General features: G+C 40.1%; 18 protein-coding genes and 1 riboswitch. All 18 genes read left to right on the top strand.

What is annotated here, in order from left to right:
• Positions 1–12 precede the first annotated feature (12 nt).
• The 18 genes from BMX34_RS01385 to BMX34_RS01300 all read left to right on the top strand — a co-directional run bounded on the left by BMX34_RS01385 (position 13) and on the right by BMX34_RS01300 (position 19,740).
• A complete protein-coding gene (locus BMX34_RS01385) occupies positions 13–3,351 on the top strand; it encodes a DNA polymerase III subunit alpha (protein ID WP_092570023.1) in 3,339 nt (1,112 codons plus the stop codon).
• A gap of 119 nt (positions 3,352–3,470) precedes the next feature.
• Positions 3,471–4,445, top strand: coding sequence for a 6-phosphofructokinase (gene pfkA, locus BMX34_RS01380; RefSeq protein ID WP_092570021.1), 975 nt, complete (start codon positions 3,471–3,473; stop codon positions 4,443–4,445).
• Between the two features lie 12 nt (positions 4,446–4,457).
• The gene (gene pyk, locus BMX34_RS01375; protein WP_092570019.1) at positions 4,458–6,221 is read left to right on the top strand and encodes a pyruvate kinase; all 1,764 of its coding nucleotides are present in this window, start codon (positions 4,458–4,460) and stop codon (positions 6,219–6,221) included.
• 69 nt (positions 6,222–6,290) lie between these two features.
• Positions 6,291–7,160 carry a CvfB family protein gene (locus BMX34_RS01370; protein WP_092570017.1) on the top strand — a complete coding sequence of 290 codons (870 nt, stop codon included), beginning with the start codon at positions 6,291–6,293 and terminating at the stop codon, positions 7,158–7,160.
• The gene (gene xerD / locus BMX34_RS01365) at positions 7,153–8,046 is read left to right on the top strand and encodes a site-specific tyrosine recombinase XerD (protein ID WP_092570015.1); all 894 of its coding nucleotides are present in this window, start codon (positions 7,153–7,155) and stop codon (positions 8,044–8,046) included. Before BMX34_RS01370 ends, xerD begins: the two co-directional genes overlap by 8 nt.
• 40 nt (positions 8,047–8,086) lie before the next feature.
• Positions 8,087–9,256 (top strand): phosphopentomutase, encoded by a 1,170-nt coding sequence (gene deoB, locus BMX34_RS01360; protein ID WP_092570013.1) that lies wholly within the window; start codon positions 8,087–8,089, stop codon positions 9,254–9,256.
• A gap of 26 nt (positions 9,257–9,282) precedes the next feature.
• On the top strand, positions 9,283–10,083 hold the full coding sequence (locus BMX34_RS01355) for a purine-nucleoside phosphorylase (RefSeq protein ID WP_092570291.1): 801 nt from the start codon (positions 9,283–9,285) through the stop codon (positions 10,081–10,083).
• Positions 10,084–10,161: 78 nt separating this feature from the next.
• Entirely contained in the window at positions 10,162–10,560 is a 399-nt protein-coding gene (locus tag BMX34_RS01350; RefSeq protein WP_092570012.1) for a GNAT family N-acetyltransferase, read from the top strand.
• 10 nt (positions 10,561–10,570) lie between these two features.
• Positions 10,571–11,341: a segregation and condensation protein A gene (locus BMX34_RS01345; protein ID WP_092570011.1), complete on the top strand. Its 771-nt coding sequence runs from the start codon at positions 10,571–10,573 to the stop codon at positions 11,339–11,341.
• Positions 11,331–11,924 (top strand): SMC-Scp complex subunit ScpB, encoded by a 594-nt coding sequence (gene scpB / locus BMX34_RS01340; protein ID WP_092570009.1) that lies wholly within the window; start codon positions 11,331–11,333, stop codon positions 11,922–11,924. Before BMX34_RS01345 ends, scpB begins: the two co-directional genes overlap by 11 nt.
• Before the next feature lies 1 nt (position 11,925).
• Positions 11,926–12,651 carry a pseudouridine synthase gene (locus BMX34_RS01335; RefSeq protein ID WP_092570007.1) on the top strand — a complete coding sequence of 242 codons (726 nt, stop codon included), beginning with the start codon at positions 11,926–11,928 and terminating at the stop codon, positions 12,649–12,651.
• A 43-nt stretch (positions 12,652–12,694) separates the two neighbouring features.
• A riboswitch (FMN riboswitch) is annotated at positions 12,695–12,814 on the top strand.
• Between the two features lie 101 nt (positions 12,815–12,915).
• Positions 12,916–13,518, top strand: coding sequence for an ECF transporter S component (locus BMX34_RS01330; protein WP_092570004.1), 603 nt, complete (start codon positions 12,916–12,918; stop codon positions 13,516–13,518).
• Positions 13,519–13,656: 138 nt separating this feature from the next.
• Complete coding sequence (locus tag BMX34_RS01325) at positions 13,657–14,292, top strand: LysM peptidoglycan-binding domain-containing protein (RefSeq protein WP_092570002.1); 636 nt, start codon at positions 13,657–13,659, stop codon at positions 14,290–14,292.
• 238 nt (positions 14,293–14,530) lie between these two features.
• Entirely contained in the window at positions 14,531–15,187 is a 657-nt protein-coding gene (gene cmk / locus BMX34_RS01320) for a (d)CMP kinase (RefSeq protein WP_092570000.1), read from the top strand.
• A 280-nt stretch (positions 15,188–15,467) separates the two neighbouring features.
• Positions 15,468–16,727, top strand: a complete 1,260-nt coding sequence (gene rpsA, locus BMX34_RS01315) for a 30S ribosomal protein S1 (RefSeq protein WP_092570289.1) — start codon at positions 15,468–15,470, stop codon at positions 16,725–16,727.
• Positions 16,728–16,794: 67 nt separating this feature from the next.
• On the top strand, positions 16,795–18,111 hold the full coding sequence (gene der / locus BMX34_RS01310; RefSeq protein WP_092569998.1) for a ribosome biogenesis GTPase Der: 1,317 nt from the start codon (positions 16,795–16,797) through the stop codon (positions 18,109–18,111).
• A gap of 112 nt (positions 18,112–18,223) precedes the next feature.
• The gene (locus tag BMX34_RS01305) at positions 18,224–19,165 is read left to right on the top strand and encodes a DDE-type integrase/transposase/recombinase (RefSeq protein WP_092569996.1); all 942 of its coding nucleotides are present in this window, start codon (positions 18,224–18,226) and stop codon (positions 19,163–19,165) included.
• Positions 19,166–19,464: 299 nt separating this feature from the next.
• Complete coding sequence (locus BMX34_RS01300; RefSeq protein ID WP_092569994.1) at positions 19,465–19,740, top strand: HU family DNA-binding protein; 276 nt, start codon at positions 19,465–19,467, stop codon at positions 19,738–19,740.
• Positions 19,741–19,773 lie beyond the last annotated feature (33 nt).

Here is a 19,773-nt window from a genome sequence, read left to right as displayed (position 1 = left end):
GGGGGCTTGGCCATGTTATTAAATGTTCAAACGGTATATTCATTGTTACAATCTACCTTAACCATTGAAGATTATGTCGACCAAGCCCAGCAGTTAAACTACCAAGCCATCGGTATTGCTGATGAGAACGTGTTGCACGGCTGTTATCAATTTTATCAATTAGCTCAAGCCCATTCTTTAAAGCCCTTAATCGGTATGAAACTGACACTTGCTGGTTTGATAGATACCATGCACACATATTCATTTTTACTTTATGCTAAAAACTATCAAGGATATTTAGACTTGATTATTTTATCCAAACACCTAAATCAAGAACCGATTGATTCAAACTCTATTTATCAGTTGCTTGAACAATTCTCCGCCGATCTGGTCATGATTCACTTGGGCAAGGAGAGTGAATTAATTCAAGCGCTGATTCAAACAGACCAAAATTATTGTCAAAAGATATTCAATGCTTGGCAGCAGATTATGGGGCAGAATATGTACCTTAGCTTGAGTGTCCGTCCTTATAATAATATTGAGGCACAACACATAATTGATTTTGCCCAAACAACGGGACTCAAGATTGTGATAGGTCAAAAGGTTCATAGTCTAAAAGCTGAGGATGCCAGTAGTTTGACGATTCTCCAAGCTATTGATCAGGGCACTAGCTTAAATTCTGCCGATTTACCTTATGAAGGACCTCATTATCTCTATCCAGCCGAGGAACTTGAACAATTATATCAACAGATGGGTTATTCAGCGATTCTCCAAAATACTCAAACATTAATCAATCAACTTAACGTTCAACTTCCGGATAAACAGAATTATTTACCGAAATTTCCCCATCCGCAGCATGAGTCGGCTGCTGAATTGCTCACTGAACTTACTTTTCATGCTTTGAAAGAAAAGGGACTAGATCAAAAAGAAGATTATGTTGAACGTTTGGAATATGAACTCCAAGTGATTGATCGTATGGGTTTTTCAGATTATTTTTTAATTGTGGGAGACTTTATCGAATATTGTCGTCGAGTCAAGATACGCGTGGGTCCTGGTCGGGGATCTTCGGCTGGGTCTTTAGTGGCTTATTTATTACAAATCACTTTAGTTGATCCGATTGAATATGATTTGTTATTTGAGCGTTTTTTAAATCCTGAACGCCATTCGATGCCCGACATTGATATTGATATTCCTGATATTCAACGACAAAGGGTCATTCACTATGTTCAAGATAAATATGGTGCAGATTGTGTGGCTCAAGTCATTACCTTCGGAACTTTTGGCGCTAAGCTATCTATTCGTGATACCTTACGGGTCTTGAACTACGATCAAGATACTTTGAGAACTTGGTCGAAATTAATTCCTTCTGATCAAAATCAGCCAATGACGTTAACACGGGCCTATCAAGAATCACATCGTTTCCGCAATTTTGTCGAAGAATCCACTCATCATCAACAAATTTTCAAGATTGCTCAAACGATAGAAGGTTTGCCACGCAATACTTCGACACATGCTGCAGCCATTGTGATTCATGATCAAGCTTTGGAAACGATTCTGCCTGTGTTTGCCAAGTCGCATCAAATTCTACAAACTCAATATACCATGTACGATGTGGAAGCCATTGGCCTATTAAAGATGGACTTTTTAGGTTTGAGAAACCTGACCTTATTAGACGATATCCTTAATACGGTACAAGTCAATTATCACAATAATTTAGATATTAATCAGATTCCATTATCGGATCCCGCTACTTTAAAGATTTTTCAGAATGCAGATACCAGTGGAGTGTTTCAATTCGAATCTAGCGGTATTCGAAGAGTTTTACAGAAAGTTCATCCCGAAAGTTTTGAAGATATTGTAGCGGTGATCGCCTTATACCGTCCTGGTCCGATGAAACAAATTGATCACTTCGTGGCGCGCAAGCAAGGCAAAGCGCCGATAACTTATCTCCATCCTAAACTTGAACCCATCCTAAGCAAGACCTATGGCATTATTGTTTATCAAGAACAGGTGATGCAGATGGTTCGGGTCATGGCTGGGTATAGTCTGGGCGAAGCCGATATTCTTCGACGAGCGATGAGTAAAAAAGATAAAAACTTGATGGATCTTGAAGAAAATCACTTTATAAAAGGGGCTAAAGCCCAAGGCTTTACTGAAAAAGAAGCTCAAGAAGTATTCTCTTATATTTTAGCGTTTGCTAATTATGGGTTTAACCGATCCCATGCCGTCGTCTATTCGCTCTTGGCCTATCAGTTAGCTTATTTAAAATGTCATTATCCGATTGAATTTTATGCGTGTCTGCTCCGTTCAGGCAATGATACAAATTATTTATCCTATATTCAGGAAGCTAAGTTAAGACTAGGGCGGATCCAAGCGCCCGATATTAATCAAAGTTTGACGGATACGGTCGCTGGCCAGAAGCAACTTTTACTTGGTTTGAACAATATTAAAGGCTTACGCCAGGATTTCATCGCTGATATTTTGTCCGATCGTTCGAGCTTGGGACCTTATCGGTCTTTTGAAGATTTTTTACGTCGTCTTTCAAGTAAATATTTGAAAGTAGATTATCTAGAACCTTTAATTCTGACCGGAGCTTTTGATCAGTTGGGTTATAATCGAGCAACTCTATATAATAACTTGAGCAAATTTATTCAGGTGATTGAGTTTACCGGTAATAATCTAAGTTTATTCAAGGAAATGGAACCCACGATTGATCCTTATCCGGAGTTCTCTAAACAAGAACGACAAGAGTATGAACGGACTTACTTAGGATTTACATTGGATCCCCATCCGCTGTCCCAATATGAGCAGTGGATGCGGGCGAACTCACAATATACTTCAGTAGCAGAAATCGGTCAAAAAGACTTGGGTCAACTGATTGAAAGTATTGTGGTCATTCAAGAAATGAAAGTGATTCGTACCAAACGTAATGAATTAATGGCTTTTGCCCAAGTCGGCAATGACATCCAAAGTTATGCCATGGTGATCTTTCCTGATAAGTACAAGCAATATGGTGATGAACTGAAAGAGGGGCAGTTAATTCATTTTAGAGCCCGTCTTGAATTAGATCGACGTCAGGAGAGACAATTAGTCTTAGACCAAGTCGTCCCTTTACCAAATCTCAAACAAACACAAGATCAACAAGTTTTTTGCTTTATTAAGATCAATGATGTCAATCAAGATCAAGTATTAATGGATGAAATCAAAAGCTTTATTCAAGCTCATAAAGGACCCCATCCAGTTATTTTGGTCGATCAAAAACGTCGAACTTATCAATTAACTGACAAATTCCAAATTGATATCAACACGCAGGTCATAGATGCCTTTAAACACCAATTTCCTCAGTTAGAGATTGCGAGCAAAAGCTTATAAAAAAAGCACAAAAACGTTTACATGTCAAGTTTTCATGAAATTAAATGACATTTATTTTTATGAATGTTAAAATTAAATTAATCACATGAAAAGTACTTTAGATATAAGGTGGTAAGATTATGAAACGTATAGCAGTTTTGACAAGTGGTGGCGATGCACCCGGAATGAATGCAGCCATTCGGGCGATTCTAGACCAAGGAATGCATCATGGTTTAGAAGTTTATGGTATCTTTCATGGTTATAAAGGCTTGGTCGAAGGTGATTTTAGATTATTAACGGTGAAAGAAGTTCACCACCGACTAAAAACAGGGGGGACACTCCTTTATTCAGCGCGTTATCCAGAATTTGCTCAAGCGGAAATTCAACAGTTAGCTTTACAACAACTCAAGAAACACCAGATTGAAGGTCTGATTGTAATTGGCGGTGACGGGTCTTTCCAAGGCGCGCTCGCTTTAAACAAGTTAGGCTTTCCAGCCATTGGAATACCTGGAACGATTGATAATGACATTCCTGGTACCGAATATACGATTGGTTTCGACTCGGCAGTGACGGTGGCTCTCGATGCCATCGACAAGATTTCTGATACGGCCGCTTCCCATGAACGGACTTTCGTGGTTGAAGTTATGGGACGGTCAGCTGGTGATATTGCAATTTGGGCGGGTGTTGCCGCAGGAGCTGATGCGATTATAATTCCGGAAGAAGGTTTCGAAATGACCGAGATTGTAGAACGGGTTCGTAGTGGTCGCCGCAGTGGTCGCGATCATTCCTTAATTATTCTCGCTGAAGGTGTGATGAAGGTAGACGAATTCGTCACTCGCTATACGACAATTGCTCAAGAACAAGATGTTCGTGGCATCGCCTTATCCCATATTCAACGGGGTGGGGCCCCAACCGCTCGTGACCGTGTTTTTGCGCAACTAATGGGAGCCAAAGCGGTGGATAATTTAATCAATGGCCTTTCTGGAATTTATATGGGAATTATTCAAGAACGCTTAGCGACCTTCGATATTGTCGAGACTTTGAAGAAGAAAGACAAATCAATTCGTGAGGACTTATACCAACTGAACTATGAATTGACCGATCGTGATTTATAAAAGGAGCGTGCCATGAAAACAAAGAAAACCAAAATCGTCTGTACCCTAGGTCCGGCAACGGATTCTGTTGAAATTATTGAAGCGTTGATTCAAAATGGAATGAATGTTGCTCGTTTCAACTTCTCTCATGGAAGCCATGAAGAACAAAAAGCGCGCTTTGACAAATTAAAACAAGCCCGCGAGAATACCGGCAAAAATATTGGGATTCTATTGGATACTAAAGGGCCCGAAATTAGAACGCATCTAATGGCTACCGATAAAGTTGAATTAATCAAGGGTAAAACCGTCAAGATTTCGATGACCGAAGTAGCAGGTACCGCAGATATCTTCTCGGTAACTTATAGTCAATTAATCAATGATGTCAAAGTTGGCGGCCATATTCTTTTAGATGACGGTCTGATTGACCTCTTAATTACCGATATTGATCACGCAACAGGGATGATTACCTGCGAAATTCTGAATACAGGCACCCTTAAATCAAGAAAAGGGGTCAACGTTCCCAACGTTTCATTAAATTTACCGGGGATTACCGAGAAAGATGCTGATGATATTCGTTTCGGTTTGGGTGAAGGCATTGACTTTATTGCGGCCAGTTTTGTCCGCAGTGCTAAAGATGTCCTTGAGATTCGCGAACTTCTTGAACAAGAAGGCAAACCTGGCATTAAAATCATTTCCAAAATTGAAAACCAAGAGGGTGTCGATAATCTCGAAGAAATTTTGTTAGTTTCTGATGGGATTATGGTGGCTCGTGGTGATTTAGGGGTAGAAATTCCTACCGAAGACGTGCCTGTCCTTCAAAAACAAATTATCCACCAATGTAATTTAATGGGGAAACCGGTGATTACGGCCACCCAAATGCTTGATTCTATGCAAGTCAATCCTCGTCCAACTCGAGCAGAAGCGGGAGATGTGGCCAATGCGATTTATGATGGAACTGATGCGGTTATGCTTTCTGGTGAAACGGCATCTGGGGCTTATCCAATTGAAGCTGTAAAAACAATGGCTAGTATCTGCTTACGGACGGAAGAAGCCTTAATTGGTCAAGATGCCCTTGTCCTTAAGACTTATGACAAACGTGATATGACCGAAGCGATTGGCCAATCGGTTGGCCATACGGTTAAAAACTTAGATATTCAAACCATTGTGGCAGCCACTAGCTCAGGTCATACGGCACAGATGATATCTAAATTTAGACCAAAATCCCATATTCTAGCAGCAACCTTTGATCTTTCAACCTGCCGCCAGTTAACCTTAAGCTGGGGGGTTCATGCTTTCAAAGTTGAGAAAGTTCACTCTACCGATGACCTCTTTAATGTTGCGACCAATTTGGCCTTAGACCAAGGGTTCGCTGAAGAAGGAGATTTAATTATGATTACAGCCGGAGTTCCGATTGGTGAGAGCGGTACGACGAACTTAATGAAGATTCAGCAGATTGGGGTCTTGTTAGGTCAAGGTGAGGGTGTCGGCCGTGAGAATGCCATTGCTAAGGCTACCGTAGCCTATACCAGTGAAGAAGCCAATGAGAAGATGCAAGAAGGCAATATACTAGTGACCCGACAAACAAATATGGATTATATGCCAGCCATTAAACTTGCTTCAGCCATTGTAACAGAGGAAGGGGGCATGACATCTCATGCGGCCATTCTGGGCTTAGAATTAGGTATTCCAGTAGTAGTAAATGCAAAAGGGGTTCTGGCCTCAATCAAAGAGAACGAAATTATTACTGTAGATGGTCGCCGAGGTCGAGTATATCGTGGATCAACTGCCGTAATTTAACCGGGTTTTGTTTCCTTTTGTTAGTAGCAAGGGGAAACATTTTTTATAATTAGACAAAGGGAGGTTACGATGAATAACGAAATTATACAGGCAAAAGTGATTGATCAAAATGATCAAGAATATTTTCTGCAGGCAGAAGGAATAACATATGCCTTAGATCGTCAGGAGATGGATTTGAATCTCGGTCAACTTGTTGATGGATTTGCCTATCAAGATAAGGATCAAAAACCTAGAATGACGACCAAACTACCGCGGGTGAATTTTAACGACTTTGACTGGGGAGAGGTCGTAGAAAGTCGACGAGACTTAGGGGTATTCGTCGATATTGGCCTTAAGAATAAAGACATTGTCGTGTCATTAGATGATTTGCCAGATGACTATAAAGATTGGCCGCAAAAAGGTGACCACCTCTATCTTAAATTAAAGAAAGATAACAAAGAACGTCTTTGGGGCCATTTGGGACTTGAAGAAGATTTACAAAGAATTGGTCTGAAGGCCCAGCAACATATGATGAACCATAATGTCGAAGCCTATGTTTATCGCTTATTAACTGTGGGTGCTCAAGTCTATACTACACAAAATATGTTAGGTTTTATCCATGAAAGTGAAATGATCGAACCGCTTCGCTTAGGTCAAAAAATTAAAGGTCGAATTATTGATGTTCATCTTGATGGAAAGGTTAATATTTCAACCCGTCCCCGATCCTATCAGGCCATTGATGAGGATGCGATGATGTTACTTACTTTGTTAAAGAAACGTCCAGATCATTTCCTACCCCTCCATGATAAAACTGATCCCCAAGTGATCCATGATTATTTAGGTATCAGCAAAGGGCAATTTAAGCGAGCTTTGGGTGCTCTCTTGAAAGCTGGTCAGGTTAATCAAGTAAAAGGAGAAGGGATTTACTTGAATAATCAGCGTGGCGAACACGATGGATGACCAGTTCGAAGCATTCTATCGCTATTTAATCATCGATTTAGGTCGGGCTCAGAACACTGTGGTGAATTACCAGCGAGATTTAAACAAATTTAAAACCTATATCGCTCAAGAACAGCTGGAACTTGATCAGGTTGAGCGAGCAACGATCCAAGCTTATCTCTATCAGCTTCATCAGGCTGGCTATGCTGCAAGCAGTACAGCTCGGATGATTTCAAGTTTGCGCCAATTTTTTCTTTTCTTGCTGCGTGAAGGCCTTCGTCAGGATAATCCTATGGCTTTAATCGAATTACCCAAACAAGCTAAGCGCCTACCTAAGGCCATTCAAATGGATCAAATAAATTTATTATTAAATGCCCCAGATATCCAGACACATTGGGGGATTCGCGACCGAGCGATTCTTGAAACCATGTATGCTACCGGTTTACGGGTCAGTGAATTGATTAGCTTAAAATTAATTGATCTTCATTTGGACTTAGGTTTTATCCAAACCCTAGGTAAAGGAAATAAGGAACGGATCATTCCTTTGGGAGATGAGGCAATTTTCTGGCTTGAGCAATATTTGACGGAAGTTCGTCATATTTTCCTCAGCAAGGGCACAGAGAGTGCTTCGGCCTATATTTTTTTAACCCAACGGGGTAAACCCTTTACCCGTCAAGGTATCTGGAAGAAAATTAAAAAATATACTCAAAGCGTTGGGATGGGGAAGGATATTTCTCCCCATATGTTAAGGCATTCCTTCGCCACCCACTTATTAGAAAATGGGGCAGATTTACGCTTAGTTCAAGAATTACTGGGTCATGCAGACATCTCAACCACACAGATTTATACGCATATTTCTAAACATCGCTTACAAGAAGTATATCGGCGCTCTTTTCCACGAGCGTAAATGATTATTAGATTAAGAAAGAATAAAGGGAGGAAGAAAGATGAAATTTAATCGGATTCATCTCATCGTTATGGATTCAGTCGGTATTGGCCAAGCCCCTGATGCCGATCAGTTTGACGATGTTGGATCAAATACCCTAGGGCATATTGCCGAAATTGCCGGCTTAGATTTACCGAATCTTTCGGCCATGGGACTAACTAATATCGAAAACCTGTCAGGCATGACGGCCCAGGAACATAGCCAGGCTTACTGGACCAAGTTACAAGAACGGTCTCGGGGCAAAGATACGATGACCGGCCACTGGGAAATCATGGGTTTGCAAATTGACACTCCTTTTAGAGTGTTTCCCAATGGTTTTCCTGAAGAATTAATGAATCAACTACGTGAATTCTCTGGAAGGGAGATTTTAGGTAATAAAGTTGCATCAGGGACCGAAATCATTGACGAATATGGAGCTGAGCAATTAAAGACCGGCGCCTTAATTGTCTATACTTCAGCCGATTCAGTTTTACAGATCGCTGCCCATGAAGAAGTAATTCCGCTTGATGAGTTGTATTCTATTTGTGAATCTGCGCGAAAGATAACGCTCGAAGATCCTTATATGATTGGCCGAATTATCGCTCGCCCTTATATCGGTCAACCCGGTCAATTTGTTCGAACTAGTAATCGTCATGACTATGCCCTAAATCCATTTGGTAAGACAGCTTTAGATTATCTCAAAGAGAATGATTACGCAGTTATTGCGGTCGGCAAGATCTCTGATATCTTTAATCATCAAGGAATCACTAAGGCAATTCGTACAAAAAATAATATGGATGGGGTGGACCAATTACTTGAAGTGATGAAAACCCCATTCACCGGTTTATCTTTCACCAATTTGGTTGATTTTGATGCGGTCTATGGACATCGACGCAATATTCAAGGTTATGCTGAAGCTTTGGAAGCCTTTGATCAACGGATTCCTGAACTGATGGAACAACTGGGGGAAGATGATCTATTGATGATTACCGCTGACCATGGCAATGACCCTTCCTATAAGGGAACAGACCATACCCGGGAATTCGTTCCACTTCTAGTTTATAGTCCTGCCTTTAAACAACCCCAAGCATTACACGCTAATTACTTCTCTGATATTGCGGCGACCATTCTTGATAATTTCAATGTATCAGCAGAGATTCACGGTCAATCTTTCCTTGACCAATTGAACTAAGATATGAAAGACGGAGGCATACTATGATGTATTCAGAATTATTAACATATTTGTCCAACAAAGGTATTCGTCAACCTGAATTAGGTTTAGTTTTAGGGTCAGGATTGGGCGATTTGGCTGATGAGATTGAAGATGCAGTGATTATTCCCTATGAAGCGATTCCTAATTTTCCCGTATCGACGGTAGAAGGTCATGAAGGCAAGTTAGTCTATGGTAATCTGTCAGGCAAACGGGTCATTGCTCTTAAAGGACGCTTCCATTATTACGAAGGTTATGAATTAGCGGATGTGACTTATCCCATTCGCTTATTTAAGGAATTAGGCGTGAGCAGTATTATTTTGACCAATGCGGCTGGCGGCGTCAGTCAAGATTTTCAACCGGGAGATATAATGGTCATTACTGATCACATAAATTTGACCGGCAATAATCCTTTAATCGGCCCAAATGTTCATCAGCAGGGACCTCGTTTCGTTGATTTGACCGAGACCTATTCTAAACGGGGGATTGATTTACTGAAACAGATTGCTCAGGCTGAAGACATTGATCTTAAAGAAGGTGTCTATACATGGATGACCGGGCCTAGTTATGAAACGCCAGCAGAGATCCGGATGATTCAACGCATCGGTGGCGATGCCGTGGGGATGTCTACCGTTCCCGAAGCAATTGTGGCTAAACATGCTGGGATGGAAGTCATTGGGATTTCATGTATCACCAATTTAGCAGCCGGTTTGCAATCAGCTTTAAATCATGAAGAAGTGATTGAAATCTCCCAACAAGTCAAACCAAAATTCAAACATTTATTACGCCAACTCATATCCCAGTTATAAAATAAATTGCTATTTCTTGAAGATAATGGTATTATCGGCTCCGTGTGGATAGCTATTTTATCAGAAAGGAGAATAAGTATGCTTATTAATTCAACCGATAAAAATGATAAGATTGTTATTGGTTTGCTTTCTTATACTTATTCTGAAGATGTTCCCAGTATCGATCAAATAAAAAAATTAATTGAGGAATATCGAGCTAATCCTGACCAACATATCTTCCTTTACAAAGAAGATGATGGAGATAATTATATTGGCTTAATTGCGGTCGGTATGAGTCGGTCAGAAGATCAGGCAGATTCTAACTTAACCATCAACGTTCAACGGGTCGCGGTGGTCCCTTCATTCAGGAATGAAGGAGTCGGCTATCGAATGTTTGAAAGCTTAAAGGATCGCTATCCAAATTCGCCGATTATTGGAACGATGGATAATGTTGATCTCGTCCTAAAATGGACCAATCAATACAATCAAAAACACTAGGGTGCCTATTATGAATTCAACACATTTACAAATTGACCTTGAAGCTTTTCAAGGTCCTTTTGATTTATTGCTCCATCTGATTAAGACAATGGAAATTGATATTTATGACATTCCCATTGCAAGTATTACTGAGCAGTATATGGTCTACTTACATGAGATGCAAGAATTGCAGCTGGACCAAGTCGGCGATTATCTGATAATGGCAGCAACCTTAATTGAAATTAAGAGTCGCATGCTTTTACCCACTGAAACATTCGTGGATGAAGAAAGCGAATATTCAAACGTAGATCCGCGCGAGGGCTTGGTCGAACAGCTTCTAATCTATCAGCAATTTCAAGAAATTACTGAAGAATTGCAATTGAAAGAAGAAGAACGTGGCCAATTGTATACTCGACCCATGCTTAACATAGCTCCTTATCAAGAGAATCTCCCTTTAATTGAGGGTCAGCTTTCTTTAACTGATTTACAAGGGATGATGGAACAGCTTTTGTTAGAACAAATTCAACGCCAACCGAGTCCCAAAGAAGTCCAACAAGATCATGTGAGTGTCGATGAAATGATGGCCTATATCTTGCAAAAGATTAAACAAACCCCTAAGGACGAGTTCCTGTCATTCAATCAAGTGATCTATCAACAAAGTCGATCGGTGATTATTACGAGCTTTATTGCCATGCTCGAATTAGTGCGTAAGCAGTCGATTTCATTCGTTCAAGAAGATCTATATCAACCCATTTATCTAAAAATCAACACAGAGAAGAAGGGAGATCAGCATGCTCATTAAACGGATAGCGGCTTTAATTTTTGTAGCTGGCGACCAAGGCATCTCCCTTAATGAAATTGCCAACATTTTGGACAAATCGCCCACCGTCATTCGCCAACAAATTGAGTTTTTACAAGAAAAGGTAAGCCAATCAGACTGGATTCCCGTCGAGTTAAAAGAATATAATCAGCTCTATCGTTGGGTTACCCAAGAGGCATACGCAGAAGATATCGTCAAATGGGCCAGAAACCCGATCAATCAGAAACTCTCTCGTGCCCAAGTTGAAACCTTGGCAATTATTGCGTATCGACAACCAATTACCCGGATGAGTATTGATCAGATTAGGGGCGTATCTTCGCAAAATATGATTCAACGATTAATCCAAAGAAATTTGGTCGAGATTGTTGGTGAAGTTGAAAGCCCGGGTCGGCCCCATCTTTATGGGGTCAGTGATTATTTCATGGATTATTTCGGTTTGAAATCTTTAGACGACCTGCCCCCTTTACGAGACTTAGCCTTGAACGCTGAACTTGCAGAAAGTAATTTATTCTCATTAAAACATTGGACGCCAGAACAAGAGCAATCCTTATTTGAGGAGGAATAGGATGGAACGATTACAGAAAGTTATTGCCCATGCCGGCATTACTAGTCGCCGCAAAGCAGAACAACTGATTGTCGATGGAAGAGTCAAAGTGAATGGTGAAACCATTACTGAATTAGGTTTTAAAGTGCTCACCCATGATAAAATCGAAGTCGATGGCGTACCGATCTATCGAGAGGAACCACGCTATATTTTACTTTATAAACCTAAGAATTCTATTTCCGCGGTAGCCGATGATAAGGGGCGACCGGTGGTGACCGATTTCATTCACGGTATTGAAGAACGAATTTATCCAATTGGCCGGCTGGACTTTGATACGACAGGCCTATTATTGTTAACCAATGATGGCGATTTTGCTCAGCTCATGATGCACCCTCGTTATGAAATCCCCAAAACATATATTGCTAAAGTGGAGGGACTTATCGAACCCACCGCTTTGAATAAATTAAGAAGAGGGGTAAGTATTGAAGGCAATCGAACTTCTCCGGCAAAAGCCAAGCTCATTTCGCAAAATCAAGATCAGTCGACCTCTATCGTGCAATTGACCATTGCTGAAGGTTGGAATCATCAAGTCAAATTGATGTTTGAGGCGGTAGGCTACCCGGTAATTAAATTAAAGCGGGAACTCTTTGCCTTTCTTGATTTAGGTAAGTTACAACCGGGTGAATGGCGAGAATTGACTGCATTTGAAGTGGACAAATTACGGAAAATGGCTAATGAAGCTAAATAATTGATTAAAGAACAATGATAAGTTATAATTAAAGTAAATAAAATATAGTCTTCAGGGCAGGGTGAAATTCCCGACCGGTGGTGACAGTCCACGAACTCTTTCTTAAGAGCTGATTTGGTGAAATTCCAAGACCGACAGTACAGTCTGGATAAAGAAGATAGAATGACATTTCACATCAATTTATTTGTGAAGCACTATTTTACCCTGGGGCGAAATAGTGCCTTTTTGTTTTTCTATGCCTAAGACGAAAAAGGAGTTAGAAAAATGAAGAAATTGACGGTTCGCAATATGGTTTTATTAGCAATTTTAGCCGCTTGGGCAATTGTATTAAGGATGATTGAGATTCCCTTATTGCCTTCAGCCACGTTCCTTAAGATGGATTTTTCTGATTTTGCGGTATTAATCGCTACTTTGGTTCATGGGCCCTTAGGTTTATTTGTGGTTGCTTGTCTTCGTGATTTAGTGTGGTATATGGTTACCGGAGGGGACCTCGGCTTGCCGATTGGTGAATTTATGAGTATCACCGCCTCGCTTGCCATGTTCTTACCGACTTATTTTATTCTTAAAGGCTATGACCGCCGTTCAGAGAATTTAAGCCGAGTGTATATGTCTGCCACGTTAATTATCGCTCTGGTCAGTGTGATGTCAGTCATCAATTACTATGTCGCCTTACCGTTCTATACTAAGATTATGGGCTTGCCGATTGAGAATTTTGGCGAATATATTTGGGCCATTATTATTCCTTTCAATTTGATTAAAGGGGTCATTTATGCTCTTGGTCAAGTCTTGGTGATTCGTATTATGAAGCCAATCTTAGAGAAAAAGCAGGTATATTTTCTAACTAAATGGGTTCACCCCTCAAAATGATTACAGTTAGGTTACAGACAAGTTAATTTTAGTTAAAATATCCTCCACATTAATTTGAAATTCAAGCAAAGTAAAAATGATTATGGTATTATGATAGAGTAGAAATATACGTTGTTTGCGTATTTAGGAGGATTTCTTATGTCGAGAGAGCATGATCACGAAATGAATAATTCGTCATCGGAGATGGGTGAGGAACGTAACATTCCCCATTCAAAGAAAACAGCTAAACCTTGGAATAGTAGATTTAGCGAGAATGAAAATCTAAAAAATCGGCAATACTCAAGAGCAGCACGCAATCAGCCGGTGAAAGAAGCGTCAAAATTATCACAAATTTTGTTATTGATGATTACGTTATTGGTACTCATCCCGTTTATTCTCTTTGGTATTATTCAAATGCAAAGAAATAACAAAGAAATTACTTCTAGAACAACCAATGAGATTATGATTTCCCGAAATGAAAGCATGTCTGAAGAGAGTAAGAGTTCTGAAACGACTCAAGAAAGTAAGAAAGAGTCTACTGAACAGACCACTGAGGCCAATGTCTCATCGGAAGAGATTCAAGAAACAACGGCAGCACCTGCTCCAGAACCACAACCTACACCAGAGCCAACCCCAGAACCTCAACAAGGTGGAACCGTTCATACTGTTTCAGCGGGTGAATCATGGTGGGCCATTGCTCGAATTTACGGCGTCGATCCTTATGAATTAGCAGCTTATAATGGATCAACCATTGATTCAGCACTTTATCCAGGCTTAACTGTCCAAATTCCTTAATTGACTTTGGTGGAGCACAGATTAGTAAGTCTGCTTAGCCAAGTTGTATAAGATAATTATAGAGATTTTTCTGTCCGAGTATTTGAAGTATCAAGCATCATTCCTGACCATTAGATAGTAACTTGGTTGAAGCCTAGATATACTATCGTTGGTTGCGATGGAATGGATTGAGTATTTCAGATATTCGGGCATTTTACTGTAAATATTAAAAAATATGAATCAAAATCAGGAGGAACTTATGCAGATTGCGATTGATGGACCCGCTTCTTCAGGCAAAAGCACGATTGCTAAATTATTAGCCCAAAAATTAAACTTACTATATTTGGATACAGGGGCCATGTATCGTGCAATTACGTTGTTCTTTATCGAACATAAAGTAGACCTAGAACAACCCGATCAGGTCAAACAAGCTCTAGAGGAATGTCAACTCTCATACCGTGGACAAGGGCTTGAAAGAACCCTCTTGCTAAATGGCAAAGAAATTGAAAAGAAAATTCGGTCAGCCGAAGTCAATGCTCAGGTATCGGCTGTTTCAGCAATTCCAGAGGTACGTCATTATTTGGTTGCCATGCAACAGAAGATTGGCCAAGAAATGTCAGTTATTATGGATGGACGAGATATTGGCACAGTCGTTTTAAAAGATGCTGATTACAAATTCTATCTTACGGCCAATGCCCATGTTCGGGCACTAAGACGCTATCAAGAAAATCAGGAAAAAGGCTTATCGAATCAAAGTCTCGCTGAAATAGAGCAAACCATTATTGATCGCGATTATTATGATAGTCACCGAACGATGTCGCCATTGAAGAAAGCCGAAGATGCGATTGAAATCGACACAAGTCAGTATAGCATCGAAGAAGTCCTCGAAATTATTTTAAATCAAGTTAAAAGGTAAATTAATAAGATTAATACCTATTAAATCGCGGATAATACTAGACTAATATATTATTGTTTGTTAAAATAAATCTATCTGATTTATTATTATTATGCTATGATAATGGATCATGTATTTAGGGAACACTAGGAGGAACCGGTAGATGTCAGATTTTGTAGAAGACAAGAATTTAGAAGAAGTTACTGAGCAAGAAGAAGTGAAGGAAACTGAAGAGACAGCCACTGAAGAAGTTGCTGAATCTACAGATAGCCAAGAAGAAGTTAAACAAGAATCTAGCCCGATGACGACGATGGAAGATGCTTTAGATAGCGTTCGTGAAATCAAAGTTGGCGATACTGTGATGGCTGATGTATTAGCCTTTGATGATAGCGACCAAGTCCGAGTAGCCATTAAAGAAAGTGGCGGATTAGAAGGGGTTGTTCCTAAGAACGAACTTTCTAACACACGGATTGAAGAAGCTTCTGAAGTTGTTAACATTGGTGATGAAATTGAATTAGTTGTATTAAAACCAATTAAAGATAAAGAAAATGGTAATTTCTTATTATCTAAGAAACGTGTAGATGCTAAGAAAGTTTGGGAAGAACTTCAAGAGAAATTTGAAAACAATGAAACCATCGAAGCCCCTGTTAAAAATGTGGTTAAAGGTGGCTTAGTTGTAGATGCTGGCGTACGTGGTTTCGTTCCAGCTTCAATGGTTGAAGATCATTTTGTTGAAGACTTCTCACAATATGTTGATAAGACCTTAGAATTCAAGATCATTGAAATTGAACCAAGCGAAAATCGTTTGATTCTTTCTCATAAAGAAATCGCTCGCCAAGAACGTGAAAAGAAACGTCAAGAACGTTTAGCTGAACTAAAAGAAGGCGAAACAGTTCAAGGTACAGTGGCTCGTTTAGTAAACTTTGGTGCCTTTATCGATTTAGGTGGGGTTGATGGACTTGTTCATATCAGTCGCATTGCCCACGAACATGTAAATAAACCAAGTGATTACTTAACACCTGGCCAAGAAGTTGACGTGAAGATCCTTTCTGTGGATGAAGAAGAAGGACGTATTTCTCTATCTATTAAAGATACTTTACCTGGACCTTGGGATGATATTGAAGAGAAAGCTCCAGCAGGATCTGTACTTGATGGAACTGTTAAACGTCTAACTACTTTTGGTGCTTTCGTTGAAGTATTCCCTGGCGTTGAAGGATTAGTTCATATCTCTCAAATTGCCCACGAACACATTGCGACACCAAATGATAAATTGACTGAAGGTCAAGAAATTAAGGTTAAAGTTCTTTCTGTGAACCCTGAAGAACAACGATTATCATTATCAATTAAAGCTTTAGAAGAAGCACCAGAACGTCAAGAAAGCGAACAAACTTTCCGTCCTGAAAAGGAAGCCAATAAAGCTCCAGCCCAAAATAAAGCTCGTCGCAACACAAAACGTCAAGCTCCACAAAATCAAGTTGAAGATACTCCAGACTCTTCATTTACGATGGGAGATTTATTAGGCGACGCCTTTAGTAAATTAAATTTTGATGACCAAGACTAAGTAAGTTTTTCTAAGAGGCTGACTCTTGTAAGTCAGTCTCTATTTTTATTTGTAAAGGAGGATAGCCATGAATATCTTACCAACTGTTGCACTTGTGGGACGACCTAATGTCGGCAAATCCACCATCTTCAACCGACTCGTAGGAGACCGAATCTCGATTGTGGAAGACTATCCAGGAGTTACGCGTGATCGAATCTATGCGAAGGCTTCCTGGTTAGACCGTGAATATCGTTTAATTGATACCGGTGGTATTGAAATGGTTGACGAACCAATCATGAATCAAATCCGTTTTCAGGCTGATATTGCCATCGAAGAAGCGGACGTTATTGTCTTTATTGTCAATGGACAAGAGGGGTTGACCTTAGAAGATGAGGAAATTGCACAGCGTCTTTACCAAAGTAAACATCCGGTCGTTTTGGCTGTAAACAAGGCAGATAATCCCGAACAAAGACAAGATATTTATGATTTCTATGCTTTAGGGTTTGGAAATCCTTTACCTATTTCTGGTGCTCATGGGACCGGTTTGGGTGATTTATTAGATCAAATTTTTGCCAACATGCCGGATAATATGGCTCAACGCGAAGAAGATGAGGGAATTCATTTTTGCTTTATTGGTCGGCCCAATGTGGGCAAATCCTCGCTTGTTAATGCAATCTTGCAAGAAGAACGGGTCATTGTGTCCGATATTGAAGGGACCACGCGCGAAGCTGTTGATACTTATTTTGTTGATGAGAGCGGGCAGAAATTTACCATGATTGATACTGCAGGGATTCGCCGTAAGGGTAAGATTGCTGAAAGTACCGAGAAATATAGCGTCATGCGCTCCCTATCGGCGATTGATCGATCAAATATTGTCTGTCTAGTCATCGATGCTGAAACCGGGATTCAGGAGCAGGACAAGCATGTTGCCGGTTATGCTTATGAGGCTGGCAAGGGAATCATTATAATAGTCAACAAATGGGATTTAATTGAAGAAAAAGATAAGGTCTTCAAAACCTTCACCGAAGATATCCGTCGAGAATTCAAATATTTAGATTTCGCGCCGATATTATTTGTCTCTGCCTTATCTCATCAACGCTTAAAGAAGTTACCAACAATGTTGAAAGAAATCTATCAAAATCAACGGCGACGGATACAATCCTCGCTGTTAAATAATCTGCTGATCGATGCAGTTGCGATGAACCCAGCTCCAACGGATAAGGGTCGACGCTTGAAATTGTATTATATGACTCAAGTTGCCGTCGAACCGCCTACTTTTGTAGTCTTTATTAATGATTTAGAGTTAATGCATTTCTCCTATGAAAGATATTTAGAAAACCAACTTAGAGAGACATTTTATTTTGAAGGAACCCCGATTAAATTAATCGCCAGAGAGCGGGAATAATTTCGCGGTTAAAGCAATATGTTAGACGATAATACATATGTGACAAAAAAATAAAAAAATAGGAAGCTTCTGATACACTATGTTTGAGCAGAACAAGTGAAAGGAGCTTCCTATGAAACTCATTATAACAGAAGAAATGCGCTATCGGAAAAAAGTTGTCGAATATGCGATAAAATATAATAACAATGCGGCGGCCACTAGGCGATATCATACGAGCCGCCAGAATGTGAAACGCTGGCGGGATCGCTACGATGGCAGTTGGGATAGTTTACGATTAAAGAGTCGCCGACCCCATTCCCATCCGAATCAACATCGTCCTAAAGAACTTGAGATCATTCAACAAAAATATCAACGGTATGGTCATGAAGGACTTGCTGAGGTATACGTTCAGTGTCGTCGTCAAGGATACACCCGAAGTTATGACTCGATGTGTAAGCAAGTGCGCCTAAGAGGTTGGAATCGGAACGAGAAACCGGTCAAAAAGACCTATCCGAAAACAAACTGGCATCCTCATCCCGTCACCTATCCGGGTGAAAAGGTTCAAATTGACATCAAATATGTCCCTCAACAGTGTATTCGGTGGGATAGCCATGGGAAACGTTATTATCAAATCACAGCCATCGACGAATACAGTCGAAAACGAGTCTGTAAAATTGTTGACGAGAAAAGTGTGACGCATACGGCGACCTTTCTCATTGATTTAGAAGACAAATTTGGTTTTAAGATCGACACCATTCAAACGGATAATGGGTCAGAATTTACAAACTCAATGCATGATACCCAACCGCTCAGTGTATTTGAAGAAGTGCTAGCCTTGAAAGGGATTCGTTATCAACGCACCCGACCTTACTCTCCGTGGCAAAATGGCATTGTAGAACGGAGTCATCGAGAAGATAGTGAACGCATCTATGGTCGTGTATTTGATTCAGAAGCCCAGTTGATCGCGGCCCATCAACGTTACACAAACCGCGGGAATAACGTTCATCGCAAACAATTAAACTTTAAAAGCCCGAATGAAGTGGTTAAAGAATATTTTGAGACGTCAATGTCCTAGCCTTAACTAGTTTATCTTTTTCCTGGGGACAATCAAGGATCGCGGTGCTTTCCTCCTTGACCGTCCCCAGGAAAAAGATGATTGAATGATAGGCTCGGCCAGCATCAGAAGTTTTCTATATTTGTAACATATGTTTGACAACTCTAGAGAATAATTTCGCGGTTAAAGCAATAAACATTGTCATTAAGCCTTTTATATGATATTCTATTACTTGAAATAACCCATATGGTTCATTTCGTATCTCTAGTAGATAAGTCGTATCTCTAGTAGATAAGATTACTAAAGGAGGATTTTACTTTATGGCAAATAAAGCAGAATTAGTAGAAAAAGTTGCAAGCAAAACCAATTTAACTAAGAAAGATGTGACTGCAACTGTTGAGGCCTTATTCCAATCTATTGAAGAAATTCTAGCTGATGGGGATAAAGTTCAAATTATTGGCTTCGGTACTTTCGAAGTACGTGAAAGAGCAGCGCGTAAAGGACGTAACCCACAAACTGGGGAAGAAATTAAGATCAAAGCAACCCGTGTTCCTGGATTCAAAGCAGGGAAAGCTTTAAAAGACGCTGTTAAATAATAATTGATTTTCAAACTACCTTTCGGGGTAGTT

The sequence above is a fragment of the Ignavigranum ruoffiae genome (genome assembly GCF_900110675.1).
GTDB classification, from domain to species: domain Bacteria; phylum Bacillota; class Bacilli; order Lactobacillales; family Aerococcaceae; genus Ignavigranum; species Ignavigranum ruoffiae.
The sequence above is the reverse complement of the archived record's forward strand: the minus strand, read 5'-3'. Positions and strand labels throughout refer to the sequence as shown.